We start from the raw sequence: 16,416 nt of genomic DNA, 5'->3' as shown, positions 1-16,416 counted from the left end.
GTCTAAATTCTGGATCATCATGGAGCATACGCAGACGTACCAGGTCTCGACAGCCCCCGGCACGGGCGGGTCAACCGCCGCCGGGAGCAGCCGGCTTGTGGGGTCGGACCGGGTCCTGGCGGTCCTGAAGGAGCTCGCGCGCCACCCCGACGGGGCGGGTCCGGACGAGCTGACCCGGACGATCGGCAGCCCCGAGCCGACCGTGCACCGGCCGCTGAACGCCCTGCGCCGGGCCGGGCTCGCCGGCCAGAGGACCGGGACCGGGACCGGGACCGGGGTCGACTGCTCCGCGCTGCCGGTGTACCTGGTCTCGCCCGCGATGCCTTCCGGAGCGGCGGGCGTGAGCGCGCCGGCCTGTCGCACACCGCTCGCCCAGCTGGTCGGCGCGCTCGACGAGATCCGCTCCCTGCTGGGCGGCCTGGGCGAGGCCCGGTGAGCGGGCGTCTCATCCGCGCGTTCGTGCTGACCGCGCCCGGCGCGTACGAGGTCCAGGAGGTGCCGGCGCCGGTGGCCGGTCCCGGTGAGGTGGTCGTCGACGTCGAGCGGGTCGGCGTGTGCGGCACCGACATGGAGTTCTTCACCGGGGCGATGGCCTATCTCCACCAGGGGCACTCGACGTACCCGATGCGGCCGGGCCACGAGTGGGCCGGCCGGGTGGCCGCGGTCGGCGAGGGCGTCGACCCGGGCTGGGCCGGCCGGCGTGTCATGGGCGACACGATGCTCGGCTGCGGCGGCTGCCGCCGCTGTCTGCGGGGCCGTCAGCATGTGTGCGAGAAACGGCAGGAGGTCGGCATCCGCGGGGCGCGGGACGGTGCGCTTGCGGAGCAACTGGCCGTGCCCGCCTTCTCGTTGCACGCCCTGCCCGACGCGGTCGACGCCGCGCTGGGTGCCCTGGTGGAGCCGGGCGGCAACGCGCTGCGCGCCGCCCGGGCCGCCGCGCCGCTGCCCGGTGACCGCGCCCTGGTCCTGGGGCCGGGGACGATAGGGCTGCTGGTGGCGATGTTCCTCCGCGCGGCCGGCGCCGAGGTCCATCTCATGGGCGCCACCGAGGCCTCGCTGTCCTTCGCCCGCGATCTGGGCTTCCGCCACGTGTGGCCGGAGGACTCCGTCCCCGACCTGCCCTTCGACGCGGTCGTCGACGCCACGAACGCGGCCCATCTGCCGCACACGGCGGTCGAGTTGGTCGAGCCGTCCGGCCGTGTGGTGTACATCGGACTGGCCGGCGGGCCCAGCCGGATCGACACCCGTGCGCTCGTCCTGAAGGACGTGACGGCGGTGGGCGTCCTGTCCGGCTCCCCGGGCCTTGAGGCCACCATCCGGGCGTACGCGGACGGAACCGTCGATCCCCGCCCGCTCGTCGCCGCGACGGTGGGCCTGGACCAGGTCGGCCCCGTGCTCGCCGGTGAACGACCGGCCGGCGCCGGACCCGGCCCCAAGATCCATGTGGACCCCCGCCGCGGCCCCTGACCGCGTCCTCGCGGAGTGGGGCGGCGGCAAAACCGCATGCCCACTCCGGCCCCTCCTTGCTACCCTCGACGCCATGATCACGCCTTCGCCTCAGCATCGGATGATGCCCCGCTCACGGGGCTGCTGAGCACGGACGCGTACCGAATCCGAGGCCCCGGGACGGGGCCTCGACGCGTTGCGCCGACCCGGCCCCGCCACCCGGCTGGGAGGACCGATGACCGCACGACGCCACTTCGTCACCACGACCATTCCCTACGTCAACGCACGCCCGCATCTCGGCTTCGCCCTGGAGCTGGTGCAGGCCGACACCCTGGCCCGGCACCGCCGACGACGCGGCGACCAGGTGCGGCTGCTCAGCGGTACCGACGACCACTCCCTCAAGAACGTGCTGGCGGCCGAGGCCGAGGGCGTCGACGTACGGACCCTGGTCGACCGCAACGCCGAGGCCTTCGCCGCGCTCCGGGACCCGCTGGCGCTGTCGTACGACGACTTCATCCGCACCAGCAGCGATCCCCGGCACCGCGTCGGCGTGGAGCGGCTGTGGCGGCGGTGCGCCGCGGCCGGCGATCTGTACCGCAAGGCCTACGACGGTCTGTACTGCGTCGGCTGCGAGCAGTTCTACACCGAGGACGAGCTGGTCGGCGGCCGGTGCGCCGAGCACGGCACCGCACCCGAACCCGTCCGGGAGGAGAACTGGTTCTTCCGGCTGTCCCGCCACGCCGGCCGGCTCCAGGAGCTGATCGGCGACGGCACCCTGCGCATCGAGCCGGCCGCCCGCCGCAACGAGGTCCTCGCGCTGATCGCCGGCGGACTGCGCGACTTCTCCGTCTCCCGCTCGCACACCCGGGCCCGCGGCTGGGGCATCCCGGTGCCCGACGACCCGTCCCAGGTGGTGTACGTGTGGTGGGACGCGCTCGGCAACTACGTCACCAGCCTCGGCTACGGCACCGACGACCCGGCGTACGAGCGGTGGTGGGTGACCGGCGACCGCCGTGTCCACCTGGTCGGCAAGGGCGTGGTGCGTTTCCACGCCGTGTACTGGCCGGCGATCCTGCTCTCGGCGGGGCTGCCGCTGCCCACCGACGTCCTGGTCCACGACTACCTCACGGTCGACGGCCGCAAGATCAGCAAGTCCGGGGCCACCACCGTCGATCCGATCGCCCTGACCGAGGCGTACGGCACGGACGCGGTGCGCTGGTGGCTGCTGCGCGAGGTGCCGCGCGTCGGGGACACCGACTTCACCGCCGACCGGCTCGTCGACCGCGCCGACGCGGACTTCGCCGGCGGTCTCGGCAACCTCGTCCACCGGGTCGTGACGATGGTCCATCGCTACCGCGGCGGGGCGGTGCCCTCCCCCGGCACCGACCGGTTCGCCGTGGCGGCCCTGCTCGACGCCTGCGAGCGGGCTCCCGGGCTGATCGACACCGCGCTGGCCGGCTACGACTTCCGGCGTGCCGCCGACGCCGTCTGGGCCGTCGTCGAGGAGGCCGACCGCTGCGTCGACGCCACCCGCCCGTGGGAGCTGGCGAGGGCGGAGCGCCAGGGCAACGCCCGTGCCGCCGAACGCCTCGACGCGGTGCTCGCGGCGCTGGTGACGGCCTGCCGTGTTCTGGCCGAGGAGCTGTGGCCCTTCATCCCCGGTGCCGCCGCACGGATCGCGGAGCGGGTGACGCCGGTGGCGGGCGTCCTGCCCCCCTCGCAGCCGCTCTTCCCCCGCCTCCGGGAGTCCGCCCCCGACCGGCGTCCGGTGGGGCCGTAGGGAGGAGAGCGACTGGTACCCCCGTACTACTGGACGGCCACGACTTCGCTCCCAGGGCGGAGGACGGCGGCCGGGCGCCGACGTACCTTCGGGACGTGCTCCCCCCACCGTCCCGCGCACCCCACTGGAGAACCTCGTGCACGTACTCCTCGTAGAGGACGACCGAGCCGTCGCCGAGCCCCTGCAGCGCGGCCTCGCCCGCTACGGATATGACGTGACCTGGGTCTCCACCGGTCAGGACGCGTTCGCCGCGCGGACGCCGGACCTGGTGCTGCTCGATCTGGGGCTGCCCGACATCGACGGCCTGGACGTCTGCCGGGAGTTGCGCGCCCGCGGCGATGTGCCGGTCATCATGATCAGCGGGCGGGACAGCGAGACGGAGAAGGTCGTCGGACTCGAACTCGGCGCGGACGACTACATCGTGAAGCCCTTCCTGGTCCGTGAACTGATCGCCCGGATCCGGGCGGTGCTGCGCAGACCCCGGACCGGGGACGGCAGGCTCCACCGGCAATGCGACACCTACGGCAGGGTGACCGTGGACCGGCGGGCCCACCGCGCCTTCCTGGACGGCGTCGAGCAACTGGCTCGGCCCGACCAAGACCCTCGACACCCATGTGACGGCCCTGCACCACAAGCTCGGTGACGCCCTGTCGATCGAGGCGGTGCGGGGCGTGGGCTTCCGGGTGGGCGTCAGGTCCGGCGCACTGCACGGCGCACTGTAGGGGCGGGCGCCCCCGGTCCCGGCCAACCCGCCTCTCACCGCCCCGGGCAGCCGATACGCTGGGAAGCGGCCATGGACCGGGGGCGGGCTGGGGGCGGGGGCGGCGGCATGGATCCGCGGATGCAGTTGTCGGTGGGGGGATACGTCTGCGAGCGCGAGCTCGGCCGGGGCGGCCAGGGGGTGGTGTGGCTCGCCCGGGACCGGACGGGACGCCGGGTCGTGGTGAAGTTCCTGCTGCCGGGCAAGGAGTACGACGAGGTCGCGCTCGCCCGGGTACGCCGGGAGTTCGGCGCCGCGAGCCGGGTCGGTGAGCTCGCCACGGCGCGAGTCCTCGACGCCGACCTGGCGGGGCGGCATCCGTACATCGTCAGCGAGTACGTCCCGGGGCCCACGATCCACCAGCACGTGGCCGCCAACGGTCCCCTGCCGTCCGGGCGGCTCCAGTCCCTGGCGCTGGCCGTGGCGCACGCGTTGGCGCAGGTGCACCGGGTGGGCGTGGTGCACCGGGACATCAAGCCGTCCAACATCCTGCTCTCCCCGGACGGTCCGCGGATCATCGACTTCGGGATCGCCCGGGACGACCGGCTGCTCGAATCGGCGCTCACCACACCGGGCAGTGTGCTCGGCTCACCCGCGTACATGTCGCCCGAACAGGTCCAGTCGCGCGGGATCACCGCCGCCTCCGACGTGTTCTCCCTCGGCGGCACCCTGTACTTCGCCGCCACCGGACGCCATCCCTTCGACGGGGAGAGCGACTACGAGGTGCTCGTCGCCGTGTGCACCCGCGACGCCGATCTCACGGAGGTGCCGGAGCCGGTCCGTTCGGTGATCGCGGACTGTCTGCGCAGGAACCCGGCGGAACGCCCCACGGCCGCCCAGCTGGTCGCCCGGCTCGCGGGCGCGGCGGAGCCGACGGGGTGGGCGGAGTCGCCGGCATCGGCGGGGTCGGCGGGGTCGGCGGGATCTGCCGCAGGCAGGCGGACGGAAACCGGGGTGCCCCAGCCCCAACCCCAACCCCAACCGGTGCAGCCTGTCGGCCGCTGGGGCGGTGGTGGCCGTCCCGGTGCGAGTTCCAGGCAGCTGCGGCTGTGGGGGTTCGCCGCCGGCAGCGCCGCTGCGGCGGTACTGCTCGCCATCGTGCTCAGCACCACCTCGGGAGGCTCGTCGGCGAAGGACGGTCCGCAGGCGCGTGGCTCGGCCTCCGTGCTGTCGTCGTCCGGGAGCTCCGGCGGCTCAGGCGGCTCCGGTGGTTCCCAACTCCTCACCTACACCGATGACTTGACCGACTCAGGAGACTGGACGCACAAGGACCCGGCCCTGGCGAAGGTCACGCACCAGGGCGGGACCATGCTGGTGGACCCGAGGACCGAGCTGGAGGTGTGGCCGCAGGCGCCCTTCGCACCGTCCTCCTTCGCGGTCGAACTGAGCACGCAGACCGAGTGGTACGGCGGCGAGGGCGGGGTCGGCCTGTGGTGCGACGGCTCCGGGGACTACCAGCGGGGCTCCCGCTGGGCGACGTATCTGACCACTGGTCAGGAGGCCCTGATCGTGCGCGAGTTCCGGTACAAGGGAGCCTTCCAGCACGACCGGGTCGTCGAGGTCGACCTCGCGGACCTGGGCCTGAAGGTCGACGACCGGCAGCAGGTCGACATGTCGATGACCTGTTCCTCGGCCGGCCGGGGCCAGATCAGGGTGCGGCTGGCCGTGGACGGCACCCTGGTGGCCTCCTACACCGGCGCCGCCTTCGCCGACCGGGGCTGCGGGGTGGCCGCCTTCCACTACAGCGCGACCGATCCCCGGGGCACGGCCTTCCACGCGGGGTTCGAACGGTTCACGGCGTCCGAACTCCCGGCGCCCTGACCGCGCGACCGGATCACGGGCCGGATCGCGGGCCGGGCGAACGCGCGCGGGGCGAGCGTCAGCGGGCAGGCGTCAGCGGGCGAGCTTCTTGCGCAGGCGGGGCTCGGACGCCTCGGCCCAGGCGGACGGGAGCTCCCGTTCGCGCTCCGCGGCCACGGCCTGCTCCGTGCCGTACAACAGGCCCCAGGTGAAGCCGGGTTCACCGGCCGCGTGCGCCGAGATTGCCAGTTCCCGCAGGGCGTCGCGGGCCACGACGCTGTCCTGATGGTCCCCCAGCACCTTCTGCACGGCCTTCACGCGCCTGCCGAGCCGCTTGGCCGGCTTGCCGAGCGAGGCACGCGCCGGTTCGGTGGCGTAGCGCGTCTTCTTGGCCGATTTGCGGGCCTCGTGGAGGGCGGTGTCCCGTTCCGCTCCGGGAGACAGCTCCAGCGCGTGCGACGTCCGCGCGGCCAGGCGGTCGTACTCCTTGAGGATCGCCTTGACCATCACCTTCCTCGGTTTGCGCGCGGCCCTGCGGCGCAGCGGCGGACACTCGGTGAGCGCGGCCAGCGAGTCCAGCAGGGCCAGATAGCGGGGTGAGCGCAGAGCTTCGAGACTGCGTCGACGCGCCTCGGCGGCGTGGGTGACGTTCCACGCCTTCAGCCTGGCGGCGACGGGCCCGAGGACCAGCTCGGGGGGTTCGGCCGCGACGCGCGCGCCGAGCCGCTCCATCAGCACCTCCTGGTCGCGCTCCACGCCCAGCTCGCCGCCCAGCCACTTCAGGTCCGCGCGGATCGGGTCGGTGGCTTGCCGGTCCAGCACCGACCGGTAGGACCGAAGGACGCTGCGCAGTCGACGGCAGGCGACCCGCATCCGGTGCACCGAGTCGGGCCGCTCCCGGCGTACCGCGGGATCGAGGTCCACCAGGGCGCGGATCTGCTCCTCGAGGTAGGTGAGCAGATGATCGCCGGCCGAGCCGGGTACGACGTTCTCGGCGCGGGCGTCAGGCAGGCGCGGCGCGCCCAGCCCCGTCGCGTCGAGGGCCCGGGCGAGCTTGGACGGGTTGTCCGCGCGGACGACGCCGTTCTTGCGCAGCCTCTTCTCCACCTGGTCCAGCAGGCCGGGTTCGGCGTCCTCGGCGAGCTCGACCTCCATCTCGGTCCAGGCGGCCAGGGTGGTCATGGCCCGCAGCGACTCGGCGCGGACCCGGTCGAGGGTCAGTTCGGCGCGTACCGTGCCGCCGGAATCGGTGAGGTGCCATGTCCTGCGGGTGGACCGGATCCGCACCGCCGGTGTCAGCTCCGCTCCCCTGGAGCGGGAAAGGGCCAGTTCGCGCAGGGTGTCGGGAACCGTGTCCGAGAGCGGGGCGGATACCTCCTCCCGGCTGTCCCCGGACAGGGGCAGCTTCAGATGCCAGCCCGCGTCGGCCCCGCCGGTCCGCCGCCGGAGGGTGGCCGAGGCTCCCGCCAGCCGCAGGTCGTCGGTGTCGTAGTACACCGCGTCGAGTTCGTCGACGCCCCGTTCCACCACCGACGCGACGCCGTTCACGCGGGTGAGCCGGGGGAACCACGAGGTGTCGTCGACCGACGCGGCATCGTACTTTCGCTCTGTCTCACGTTGGGATCGGATGGTCATATCCTCCGCGTACTCCTCTCGGAGCAGCCCAAACACGCGTGCAGCCGTATCTCGGACACTCGCGCCCAGCCCCCACGACCACCTTGCCCCAGTCGCACGACCCGCCTAGCCTTCTTTTGTGCCGCAAATAAACAAATCCCGATCGCACAATGACGTGCCGGGCGACCGCACCACCGACCTGACCCGGCTCCGTATCGCTCTGACCCTCTTCTTCGCCCTCGACGGCTTCATCTTCGCCGGCTGGGTCGTCCGCATCCCCGCCATCAAGCAGCAGACCGGCGCCTCGGCCGGCACCCTCGGCCTCGCCCTCCTCGGCGTCTCCGCCGGCGCCGTCGTCACGATGATGCTCACCGGCCGGCTCTGCCGCCGCTACGGCAGCCACCCCGTCACCGTGGTCTGCGGCATCCTGCTCTCCCTCAGCGTCGCGCTGCCCCCGCTGACCCACTCGGCGCTCGCCCTGGGCGCCGTGCTCCTGCTCTTCGGCAGCGCGTACGGCGGTATCAACGTGGCCTTCAACAGCGCCGCGGTCGACCTGGTGCGGACCCTGCGGCGCCCCATCATGCCCAGCTTCCACGCCGCGTTCAGCCTCGGCGGCATGACGGGCGCGGGGCTGGGCGCGCTCGTGGCCGGAACACTGTCCCCCACCCGGCATCTGCTGGGCCTGACCGCCATCGGCCTGCTCGTCACCACGCTGGTCGGCCGCACCCTGTTGCGCATCGAGCCGCCGACGCCGCCCCAGGAGCGGCGCCCACCGGACTCACCGACGCGGCGGATGAACGCCGGCACCCGTGGTCTCGTCGTCACCTTCGGCCTGATCGCCCTGTGCACCGCCTACGGCGAGGGCGCCCTGGCCGACTGGAGCGCCCTGCACCTGGAGCAGGACCTCGGCGCGACGCCCGGCGCCGCGGCGATCGGTTACTCGTGCTTCGCCCTCGCCATGACGATCGGCCGCCTGTCCGGCACAAAGCTGCTCGAACGCGTGGGCAGAACCCGCACCCTGGTCCACGGCGGCACGACCGCCGCGGCCGGCATGCTGCTCGGCGCGCTCGCGCCGACCCTGTGGGCCGCCCTGCTCGGCTTCGTGATCACCGGCCTCGGACTGGCCAACCTCTTCCCGGTCGCCGTCGAACGCGCCGGCACCCTGGCCGGCCCCGACGGAGTCGCCATCGCGTCCACCCTCGGCTACGGCGGCATGCTCCTCGGCCCGCCCGCGATCGGCTTCATGGCCGACTGGTTCTCCCTGCCCGTCGCCCTGACGAGCGTGGCGATCCTGGCGGCCTCGGCCGCACTCGTCGGGGCCATGACGCACCGTTTCTCCCCCTGATCTCTCCTGATCTCCCCTGATCTCCCCGGAACGATCGAAGCGCTTCGATATTCACGGCGGACGGGATGCCGGGTAACGTTCCCTGATGAGGCTGGCCGGGGAAGCTCGGTCGTCGAATCGCTTCAACGCATACCGTCGGCCGCACTCCCGAGGACGGACAGGACATGGCGTTCCACGACAATCCGGTGATCCCCGGCTTCAGCCCCGACCCGAGCATCTGCCGGGTCGGTGACGACTACTACGTGGCCACCTCCAGCTTCGAGTACGTCCCCGGTGTGCCTCTCTGGCACAGCCGCGACCTCGTGCACTGGCGGCTGATCGGTCACGCCCTGGACCGGCCCTCGCAGATGGCCCTTCCCGACACCGCGCCCGCCTCCACGGGGGTCTACGCGCCCACCCTGCGCCACCACGACGGCCTGTTCTGGCTGATCACGACCGTGGTCGCGGGGCAGGGCAACATCCTGGTGACCGCCGAGGACCCGGCCGGCCCCTGGTCGGACCCCGTCCCGATCGCCATTCCCGGCATCGACCCCTCCCTCTCCTGGGAGGAGGACGGCACCTGCTGGTGCGTCTACTCGAACGACGGCATCCGCGCGGTGCGCGTCGACCCGAAGTCCGGCGAACTGCTGGGCGAGCCGGTGCGGTTGTGGTCGGGCACCGGACTGCAGTACCCCGAGGGCCCGCACCTGTACCGGATCGGCGAGTGGTGGTACCTGCTGCTGTCGGAAGGCGGCACCGAACGCGGACACGCCCTGTCCATCGCCCGGGCCCGCACCCTGCCGGGCCCGTTCGAACCGCACCCGGCCAACCCCGTGCTGTCCCACCGCAGCACCAACCACCCCATCCAGAACACCGGTCACGCCGACCTCGTCCAGGCGCACGACGGCACCTGGTGGATGGTGCTGCTGGGCACCCGGCCGCGCGGCGACACCCCCCTCTACCACGGCATGGGCCGCGAGACCTTCCTGACCCCGGTGACCTGGGAGGACGGCTGGCCGCTGCCGGGCCCGCTCGAACTGCGCTCCCCCGCACCGGAGTTGACCCCGCACCCCTGGCCGCAGGAGCCGCCCCGCGACGACTTCGACTCCCCCGCCCTCGCACCCCGCTGGGTGCAGCTGCGGCGACAGGACCCGGAAGCCGTACGACTCGACGAGCGGCCGGGCCACTTGGTCCTGCACGCTCGCGGGGACACCCTGGACCGGCCCGGCGCGCTCTTCGTGGGCCGGCGCCAGCGTGACCCCGAGTGCAGCGCGCGCACCCTGATCGAGGTCGCCGAAGGGGGCCGGGGCGGGCTCGTTGTGCGGCTGGACGAGGCGCACCACTACGAGGTCGAGGTGGCCGACGGTACGGTCCGTGCGGTGGCGCGGATCGGCCCGCTGCGGCACGCCGTCGCCGAACAGGCCGTAGGAGAAGGGGCGTTGACGCTGCGGATCGACGTCACGACCTCTGACGTACTGCCTCCCGCCGTCACGTCCCGGGCCATGGGTCCGGACGGGGAGGATCCGACGGCCGGGCTGCGGCGGGGCGGGCCCGACGCGCTGGTGCTGGGGTACGAGACGGAGGGCGGTGGCTTCGAGGTCCTCGCGGAGCTCGACGGCCGCTATCTGACCACCGAGGTCGCCGGTGGCTTCACCGGACGGGTCTTCGGCATGTACGCCACCAGGGGCAGCGTGGCCTTCGACTGGTTCGAGCTGCGGGCTCTGTGACGGCGACGCGTTCCGGGGCTCCTCCTCGAGCCGGGCCCGGCGCAGGTGCGCTGTCCGATCTAGCCTGGAATGCGTGAGTACCGAGAGCGACATCCGTGAGTTCCTGGCCGCCTGTCGCGCGAAGATCACCCCGCGGCAGGCGGGACTGCCCGCCTACGGCGGGAACCGCCGCGTGCCGGGCCTGCGCCGGGAGGAGGTCGCCCTGCTCGCCGGTGTCAGCGTCGACTACTACGTGCGCCTGGAGCGCGGCCGCCTCGCCGGGGCCTCGGACGGGGTCCTGGACGCCATCGCGGACGCCCTCCAGCTGGACGACGCCGAACGTGCCCACCTGTACGAGCTGGCGCGCGCCGCCGGACGCCCCGGCATCCGCCCCTCGGCGTCGTCCCGCTCGACCACGACATGACGGACCTGCCCACCGGCGCGGCCCGAACCTCACCGGCGCTCATCGGTACGGTGGCGGCCTCGACCGTCGTACCGCAGGCGGCACTCGCGCTGATGCGCGCCGGCCGTACCGATGAGCTGTGCCCGCACTCGCTCAGTTGATCCGGACGATCTTCCAGAGCTGGTCGTCGACGTTCAGGTCGTTCCACTGGACGACGGCGGCGCCGTCACTGGTGGAGGACTGGGCGACGCCGACGCTGAGACCGCTGCCCACGTTCTTGAGCCGGTAGTAGCCGTTGCCCGCGTCGGTGAGGGTCCACTTCTGCGAGGCGGCGGACGACGGCGTGTTCTGTACGACCGCCGCGCCGGCGGCGGTGGAGCCGTTGCCGATGTCCAGGTTGAGGCCGCTGCTGACACCCTTGACGGTCCAGGCTCCGCCGCCCGCGGACTGGAAGCCGAAGAGCTGGCAGAAGCAGGCCGAGTCCGACCACTGGTCGGCGGCCGTACCCGTGGCCGTGGAGTCCTTGGGGATGTCGAGGTACTTTCCGCTGTTCTTGTTGACGAGGACGTACTGGCCGGTGCCCAGCGGGGGCAGAGCGGTCTGGGTGAGGTTCCAGCGCTGACAGGCGCAGCCGGTGCCGGACCACACGTCCGCGCCGGTGCCGGTCGCGGTGGAGGCGTTCGGGATCTCCAGGTACGTGCCGGTGAGGCGGTTGGTGAGCGTGTAGCCGCCCGCCGGATTCGGGGCCACGGCCCACTCGTGGTCGAGGGTGCCGTTGTCGTCCCACTGCAGGACCGCCGCGCCGTTGGCGGTGGACTGGTTCTGCACACCGAGGACCTTGCCGGTGGCGACGTTGAAGACCTTGAAGTAGCCGGAGGTCTGCTGCACGAAGCGCCACTGCTGGTCGGTGGCGTTGTCGGTGCTCTGCTGGGTGGCGGTGGTGCCGTTGGCGGTGGAGGCGCCCGCGATGGTGAGCTTCAGACCGCTGTTGGCGTTGGACACGGTGTAGGTGGCACCGTCCGAGATGCCTCCGCCCAGGTCGACGGTGCTGTACGTCACCGGATTCACGCCGGAGCTCCGTGCGCGCCCCCCGCTCAGCACCAGCAGGCTGTGGCCGTCGGGCAGCGGGAGCATGCCGCGGCTGTAGCCGCCGGCGACATTGGAGCGCATACGGGTCCAGGCGCCCGCCGCGCCGTTCTGGGTGTTGACGAACAGGTCGTCCTGGCTGTCGCCGCTGACGACGAGGGTGCCGTTCGGGCCGCCCGCGGGCAGCCAGGTGACGTAGGGCGCACCGCTGGGGATGGTGCCGTCCGTCGCCCGCAGCACCTGGTCGGTGGCCGAATTGAACGCCTCGGGATCGGCGGAGATCTTGTAGTACACGGAGCAGCCGCCCTCGGGGGCACCGCAGTACTCGTGGGTCATCACGTAGGTGCGGTTGGGCAGCTGGGTGACCACCGGCATGCCCGGCCGCTTGGAGTAGGTCGGCTTCGTCACGTCGTCCACGACCGGGCCCCAGGTCCGCAGGTCCGTGGAGACCTGGTGGTCGATCTTCTGGCCGTAGTTCGTGTCGCGCTGGTCGGAGTAGTAGACGATCAGCTTGCCGTTGGCGTAGAGGAAGAACGGCTCCCAGACAGGGGTGTAGCCGTTGGTGGAGAACGCCGGTCCGCCGGTGGCGATGTTGGTGACGAAGGTCCAGGTCTGTCCGCGGTCGGTACTGGCGTACAGGTCGATCTTGGACGCCGACCGGTCGCCGGGCACCGAGTCACCGGCGGCCAGGACGGTTCCGGCCGGGAAGTCGCCCATCGCGGTGGGCAGTTCGAACAGCTGCGGCTCCCAGCGCATGCCCCAGCCGTTCTGGGTGTCGGTGACGTCGGAGAGCTTCGTCCAGGAGTTGCCGTTGTCGGTGCTGCGGTAGATCGGGAAGACGGGCGTACCGCTGGTGTACTGCTCGAACGTGGCGAGGATGGTGCCGTTGGCCGAGCCGTTGTGCTCCAGGCGCAGGGCCCGCGGATAGAACGAGCCGGGCGAGGGCGCGTTCGAGGGCGGGGTGTACAGCGTCTGCGAGGGACGGGCGAGGGCGTCCGCCCGGCCCGCGGCCGGCAGCATCAGCGTCGCCATGGCGGCGATCAGACCGAACGCCGTCAACAGCAGGGAGAGGGGACGGGAACGCGGAGCGGCGCCGGATCTGGCGCCTGTCTGCGCAGGGGACATTGCGGCTCCCAGGGGAAGGGATGGGGGGTGTTTCGGTGCCCGCCGCCACCCGGGTCGAGCCGGGCGGGACGGCGGAATCAAGGGGCGGCGGCGCGGCGGCATCGGCGCGGGCGGCCGTGCGGACGATGCCGGGGCGCCGTCGAGACGCCGTCGAGACGCCGTCGAGCGCTCCGAAGCCACGGTGCGGCCTGGTGACGCGGCGAACCGGCAGTCGAAGTGGAAGAGCGTGCGGAAGGGGGTCTGCGGAAGAGGCTGTTGCGGGCGCGCGGTCCGCGCCCGGCCCCTGCCGGGGATGGTTCAGTCGGCGGCGGACGGTGCCGTCCGGTCCTGGTGGGACGGCGGCGGTGCGGTCGAGCCGCGGACGACGAGTTCGACCGGTGGCTCGCTCGCCGGCGGCAGTTCGGTCTCCGGCTCCTCGATGGCGTGCACGAGCAGTCTGATTCCCTCTCGTGCGGCGGCGTCGAAGGGCTGGCTCACGGTGGTCAGGGGCGGCGTGACGTAGGCGAAGACGGGGTTGCCGTCGAAACCGACCACGCTGACGTCCTCGGGCACACGCCGGCCGGCCTCGCGCAGGGCGTGGATCAGGCCGATGGCCATCTCGTCGCCCGCCACGAACACCGCGGTCACGGAATCGTCCGCGGCCAGCTCCCGTCCCGCCTCGTAGCCGGAGGCGGCCGACCAGTCCCCCTCGACCACCGGCGGCTCCTGCGCGCCCCGCGCGGCCAACGCCGCCCGCCAGCCCTCGACACGGTCCTTCGAGGCATACCAGCGTCGTGGTCCGGCGAGGTGGTGGACGGTGGTGTGGCCCAGGTCCAGCAGGTGTTCGGTGGCGGCCCTGGCCAGCGCGTGGGCACCGACGCCCACGCTCACGGTCCGGGCCGAGACGAAGGCCGGCGGTGCGCCGAGGAACAGCACGGGCACGTCGACCCGGAGGGGGATCTCGCCCTCCACGATGGGTTCGGAGACGACGACACCGTCAACTCCCTGTTCCAGAAGCGACATCACGGCGCCGGCGATGCCGTCGGGATCCCCGTCCACCGTGTTGACCACCCGCAACGCGTAACCGGCGTCCCGTACGGCCTTCTCGATGCCCACCAGCAGTGAGGCCGTGCCGTATCCGGCCGTCCCGAGGGCGACGACGCCGATGGAACGGTTCCGGCCCGAGGCCAGCGCCCTGGCCGCGTGGTTCAGCCGGTAACCGAGCTGCTCGGCGGCCTCGAGAACACGCCGGCGGACCTCGTCGGAGACGTACGGCTCGTTGTTGAGGACCCGCGACACCGTCTTGCGTGAGACCCCGGCCACCTGGGCCACGTCCGCGCTGCGAGGCGCGGCTGACGCCGCGCTCCGCCCCACCGCTCGTGTCATGAGAGCTCCCAACAGCTGTACCCATCGAACGAGGTCAACCGTATGACCGCGCGGTCACTGACCGCGCGGTCATATGTACGCAGCCCCAAGCCCGCGCGTCAAGGGGATGCGCGGCACTTCTTCCACGCAGGCCGGACATCGGGGCGGATTCGGCACCTCGTCCATCGAGCCTTGACATCGACCCTGCCGAACGTTCACTCTTCGACGCATCCACCGATCGGTTCTGTCCGATCGCGTTCGCTTCCGGTCCCTTCGCCGACCACTTCCCGTCATGCGACGCCTGCTACGACAAACCCACGTTCGCCGCGTTCGGCCCGATCTCCCTCACCAGGGTCGACCGACCAGGCCGGCGACGAGATGGGCAGGAACGCCGTACGGCTGCTTCTGGAGCGGATCACCGATCGCGGCCGTCCGTCGACCAGGGTCACCCTCTCCTCCACCCTGGTCCCGCGCCGGTCGACGGGGCACCCGGCGCAGTGACGGCCCGGCGCCGCTGGGCCACGGCACCCGTGGCCCAGCGGCTCATGTACACGGTTTCACCGGCTCCGCGACACATGATCGGTACGCTGCTACCGGGACGACCAGAGGGGTGGCACACGCGTGGACGAGCAGGCTGAGATCACGACGGCGAAGGAGGCCGCGGATCACGAACTCATCTTGGCGTTCGGCCGGCTGCAGGGCGCGGCCAACCGCCTGGAGTACATTCTCGGCCGAGCGCTCGAGGTGGAGTGCGGCATCAGCCACTTGATGTTCGAGGTCCTGCTGATCCTCGGCCGGGCGGGCCGGCCGGGGCTTTCCATGCGGGCCGTCGCCCAGGAACAGATCCTGACCACGGGCGGCGCCACCCGGTTGGTGGACCGCATGGAGGCGGCCGGGCTGGTCGAGCGCACGGAGGATCCGGACGACCGGCGCGGGAAGCTGGTGCGGTTGACCGCACAGGGCGAGGAGACCGCCGTACACGCGTCCCGGGTCCACCTGGAGAACATCAAGCGGTACTTCGTGGCCCCCCTGCCCGCGGCCGACCGGAAGCGGTTCGCGGAGGATCTCCGCATCCTCAGCCACTCGGCCCGGGACACGCTGCCGCGTCTGCCCTGACCTGCGGACCAGCGGCAACGCTGATGTAATGATCTCAGCCGAACCCATGTGTCCCAGCTCACAAGCGCCGCGAAATATCTGACGCGTCAGTTATTGTTCTGTCAGATGAATCGCTCGCAACCGGCGGGCGCCACCCTCTGCCGAGGTCTTCGATGAAGCTCGTCTATGTCTTCGACGCCTACTGCGGCTGGTCGCACGGGTTCTCCGGAACGCTGAGCGAGGTCGCCTCCCGCCATCCGGAGCTGCCGGTCGAGGTCGTCTCCGGCGGCCTGTTCACCGGGTCGCGCCGAGTACCGATCCGCGAGTTCGGCTATGTCCAGGGCGCGAACGCCAAGATCGCCGAGCTGACGGGCGCCGAGTTCGGCGAGGCGTACGAGCGGCTGATCGCCGACGGCTCGTTCGTGATGGACTCGGAGGCCGCCGCGCGCGGGCTCGCCGCCCTGCGCCAGGCGGCTCCGGCCCGTGCGGTGGAGCTGGCCGTCGCCGTGCAGCGGGCCTTCTACGTCGACGGCCTGAGCCTCTCCGACCCCGCGACCTACCGGAAGGTCGCCGAGGACGCCGGACTGGACGCCGACGCCGTGGTGGCCGCCTTCGAAGGAGCCGAGGGACGGGTGGCCGCGGAGGCCGACTTCCACCGGTCCGCCTCGCTGGGCGTCACCGGGTTCCCCACGCTCCTGGCCGTCGACGGCGACCTGATCGCCCCCGTGGCCCATGGCCACGCCAACGCCGACGAGGTCGACCGACAGCTGGCGACCCTTCGTACCCCCTGATCCTCCCCGTCCCCACCCCACTCCCCTCTCCCTTCAAGGAGTCATCCATGAGCACTCTGTCCTTCAAGGTCCTGGACCTGGACTTCCCGGCCGGCAGCAAGAACAAGACCGCCACCCTCGTCACCGGCGAGACCGAGGCCCT

At 72.1% G+C, this 16,416-nt stretch carries 13 protein-coding genes and 3 pseudogenes; 13 read left to right on the top strand and 3 right to left on the bottom strand.

From position 1 onward, the window contains the following. The first annotated feature begins 19 nt into the window (after window positions 1-19). From ABZT17_RS04970 to ABZT17_RS04950, 5 genes and pseudogenes are all read left to right on the top strand, one after another. On the top strand, window positions 20-436 hold the full coding sequence (locus ABZT17_RS04970) for a helix-turn-helix domain-containing protein (RefSeq protein ID WP_356343789.1): 417 nt from the start codon (window positions 20-22) through the stop codon (window positions 434-436). Then, the gene (locus ABZT17_RS04965; RefSeq protein ID WP_356343787.1) at window positions 433-1,467 is read left to right on the top strand and encodes an alcohol dehydrogenase catalytic domain-containing protein; all 1,035 of its coding nucleotides are present in this window, start codon (window positions 433-435) and stop codon (window positions 1,465-1,467) included. Before ABZT17_RS04970 ends, ABZT17_RS04965 begins: the two co-directional genes overlap by 4 nt. Window positions 1,468-1,681: 214 nt before the next feature. Then, a complete protein-coding gene (gene metG, locus ABZT17_RS04960) occupies window positions 1,682-3,226 on the top strand; it encodes a methionine--tRNA ligase (RefSeq protein ID WP_356343784.1) in 1,545 nt (514 codons plus the stop codon). A 136-nt stretch (window positions 3,227-3,362) separates the two neighbouring features. Then, window positions 3,363-3,948: pseudogene (locus tag ABZT17_RS04955) on the top strand (response regulator transcription factor). 119 nt (window positions 3,949-4,067) lie between these two features. After that, window positions 4,068-5,807 (top strand): serine/threonine-protein kinase, encoded by a 1,740-nt coding sequence (locus ABZT17_RS04950; RefSeq protein ID WP_356343782.1) that lies wholly within the window; start codon window positions 4,068-4,070, stop codon window positions 5,805-5,807. A 72-nt stretch (window positions 5,808-5,879) separates the two neighbouring features. On the opposite strand, the gene ABZT17_RS04945 is transcribed toward ABZT17_RS04950, so the two are convergent. Continuing rightward, window positions 5,880-7,421 carry a CYTH and CHAD domain-containing protein gene (locus tag ABZT17_RS04945; protein ID WP_356343780.1) on the bottom strand — a complete coding sequence of 514 codons (1,542 nt, stop codon included), beginning with the start codon at window positions 7,419-7,421 and terminating at the stop codon, window positions 5,880-5,882. Between the two features lie 154 nt (window positions 7,422-7,575). Here ABZT17_RS04945 and ABZT17_RS04940 point away from each other — a divergent pair, with 154 nt between their 5' ends. The 4 genes and pseudogenes from ABZT17_RS04940 (at window position 7,576) to ABZT17_RS04925 (ending at window position 10,994) form a co-directional block, all read left to right on the top strand. After that, window positions 7,576-8,745: an MFS transporter gene (locus ABZT17_RS04940; RefSeq protein ID WP_356343776.1), complete on the top strand. Its 1,170-nt coding sequence runs from the start codon at window positions 7,576-7,578 to the stop codon at window positions 8,743-8,745. A gap of 164 nt (window positions 8,746-8,909) precedes the next feature. Beyond that, window positions 8,910-10,451 (top strand): glycoside hydrolase family 43 protein, encoded by a 1,542-nt coding sequence (locus ABZT17_RS04935; protein ID WP_356343774.1) that lies wholly within the window; start codon window positions 8,910-8,912, stop codon window positions 10,449-10,451. Between the two features lie 73 nt (window positions 10,452-10,524). Further along, window positions 10,525-10,803: pseudogene (locus tag ABZT17_RS04930) on the top strand (helix-turn-helix transcriptional regulator); the annotation flags it as partial. A 47-nt stretch (window positions 10,804-10,850) separates the two neighbouring features. Continuing rightward, window positions 10,851-10,994 carry a hypothetical protein gene (locus ABZT17_RS04925; protein ID WP_356343772.1) on the top strand — a complete coding sequence of 48 codons (144 nt, stop codon included), beginning with the start codon at window positions 10,851-10,853 and terminating at the stop codon, window positions 10,992-10,994. Here the strand turns inward: ABZT17_RS04925 and ABZT17_RS04920 are convergent. After that, the gene (locus ABZT17_RS04920; RefSeq protein WP_356343770.1) at window positions 10,987-13,044 is read right to left on the bottom strand and encodes an RICIN domain-containing protein; all 2,058 of its coding nucleotides are present in this window, start codon (window positions 13,042-13,044) and stop codon (window positions 10,987-10,989) included. The genes ABZT17_RS04925 and ABZT17_RS04920 overlap by 8 nt on opposite strands. A gap of 297 nt (window positions 13,045-13,341) precedes the next feature. After that, window positions 13,342-14,409 carry a LacI family DNA-binding transcriptional regulator gene (locus ABZT17_RS04915; protein ID WP_356343768.1) on the bottom strand — a complete coding sequence of 356 codons (1,068 nt, stop codon included), beginning with the start codon at window positions 14,407-14,409 and terminating at the stop codon, window positions 13,342-13,344. Window positions 14,410-14,766: 357 nt separating this feature from the next. Here ABZT17_RS04915 and ABZT17_RS04910 point away from each other — a divergent pair, with 357 nt between their 5' ends. The 4 genes and pseudogenes from ABZT17_RS04910 to ABZT17_RS04895 all read left to right on the top strand — a co-directional run. Then, complete coding sequence (locus ABZT17_RS04910) at window positions 14,767-14,889, top strand: substrate-binding domain-containing protein (protein ID WP_356343766.1); 123 nt, start codon at window positions 14,767-14,769, stop codon at window positions 14,887-14,889. Between the two features lie 120 nt (window positions 14,890-15,009). Then, window positions 15,010-15,504, top strand: a complete 495-nt coding sequence (locus ABZT17_RS04905; RefSeq protein ID WP_356343764.1) for a MarR family transcriptional regulator — start codon at window positions 15,010-15,012, stop codon at window positions 15,502-15,504. A 152-nt stretch (window positions 15,505-15,656) separates the two neighbouring features. Next, on the top strand, window positions 15,657-16,274 hold the full coding sequence (locus ABZT17_RS04900; protein WP_356343761.1) for a DsbA family protein: 618 nt from the start codon (window positions 15,657-15,659) through the stop codon (window positions 16,272-16,274). Between the two features lie 47 nt (window positions 16,275-16,321). Beyond that, window positions 16,322-16,416 (top strand): annotated as a pseudogene (locus tag ABZT17_RS04895) (MBL fold metallo-hydrolase); the annotation flags it as partial.

The organism is Streptomyces sp. NPDC005648, from assembly GCF_040605395.1.
Classification (GTDB): Bacteria; Actinomycetota; Actinomycetes; order Streptomycetales; family Streptomycetaceae; genus Streptomyces.
Note: the sequence above shows the minus strand (reverse complement) of the source record. Positions and strands in the feature narration are given on the sequence as shown.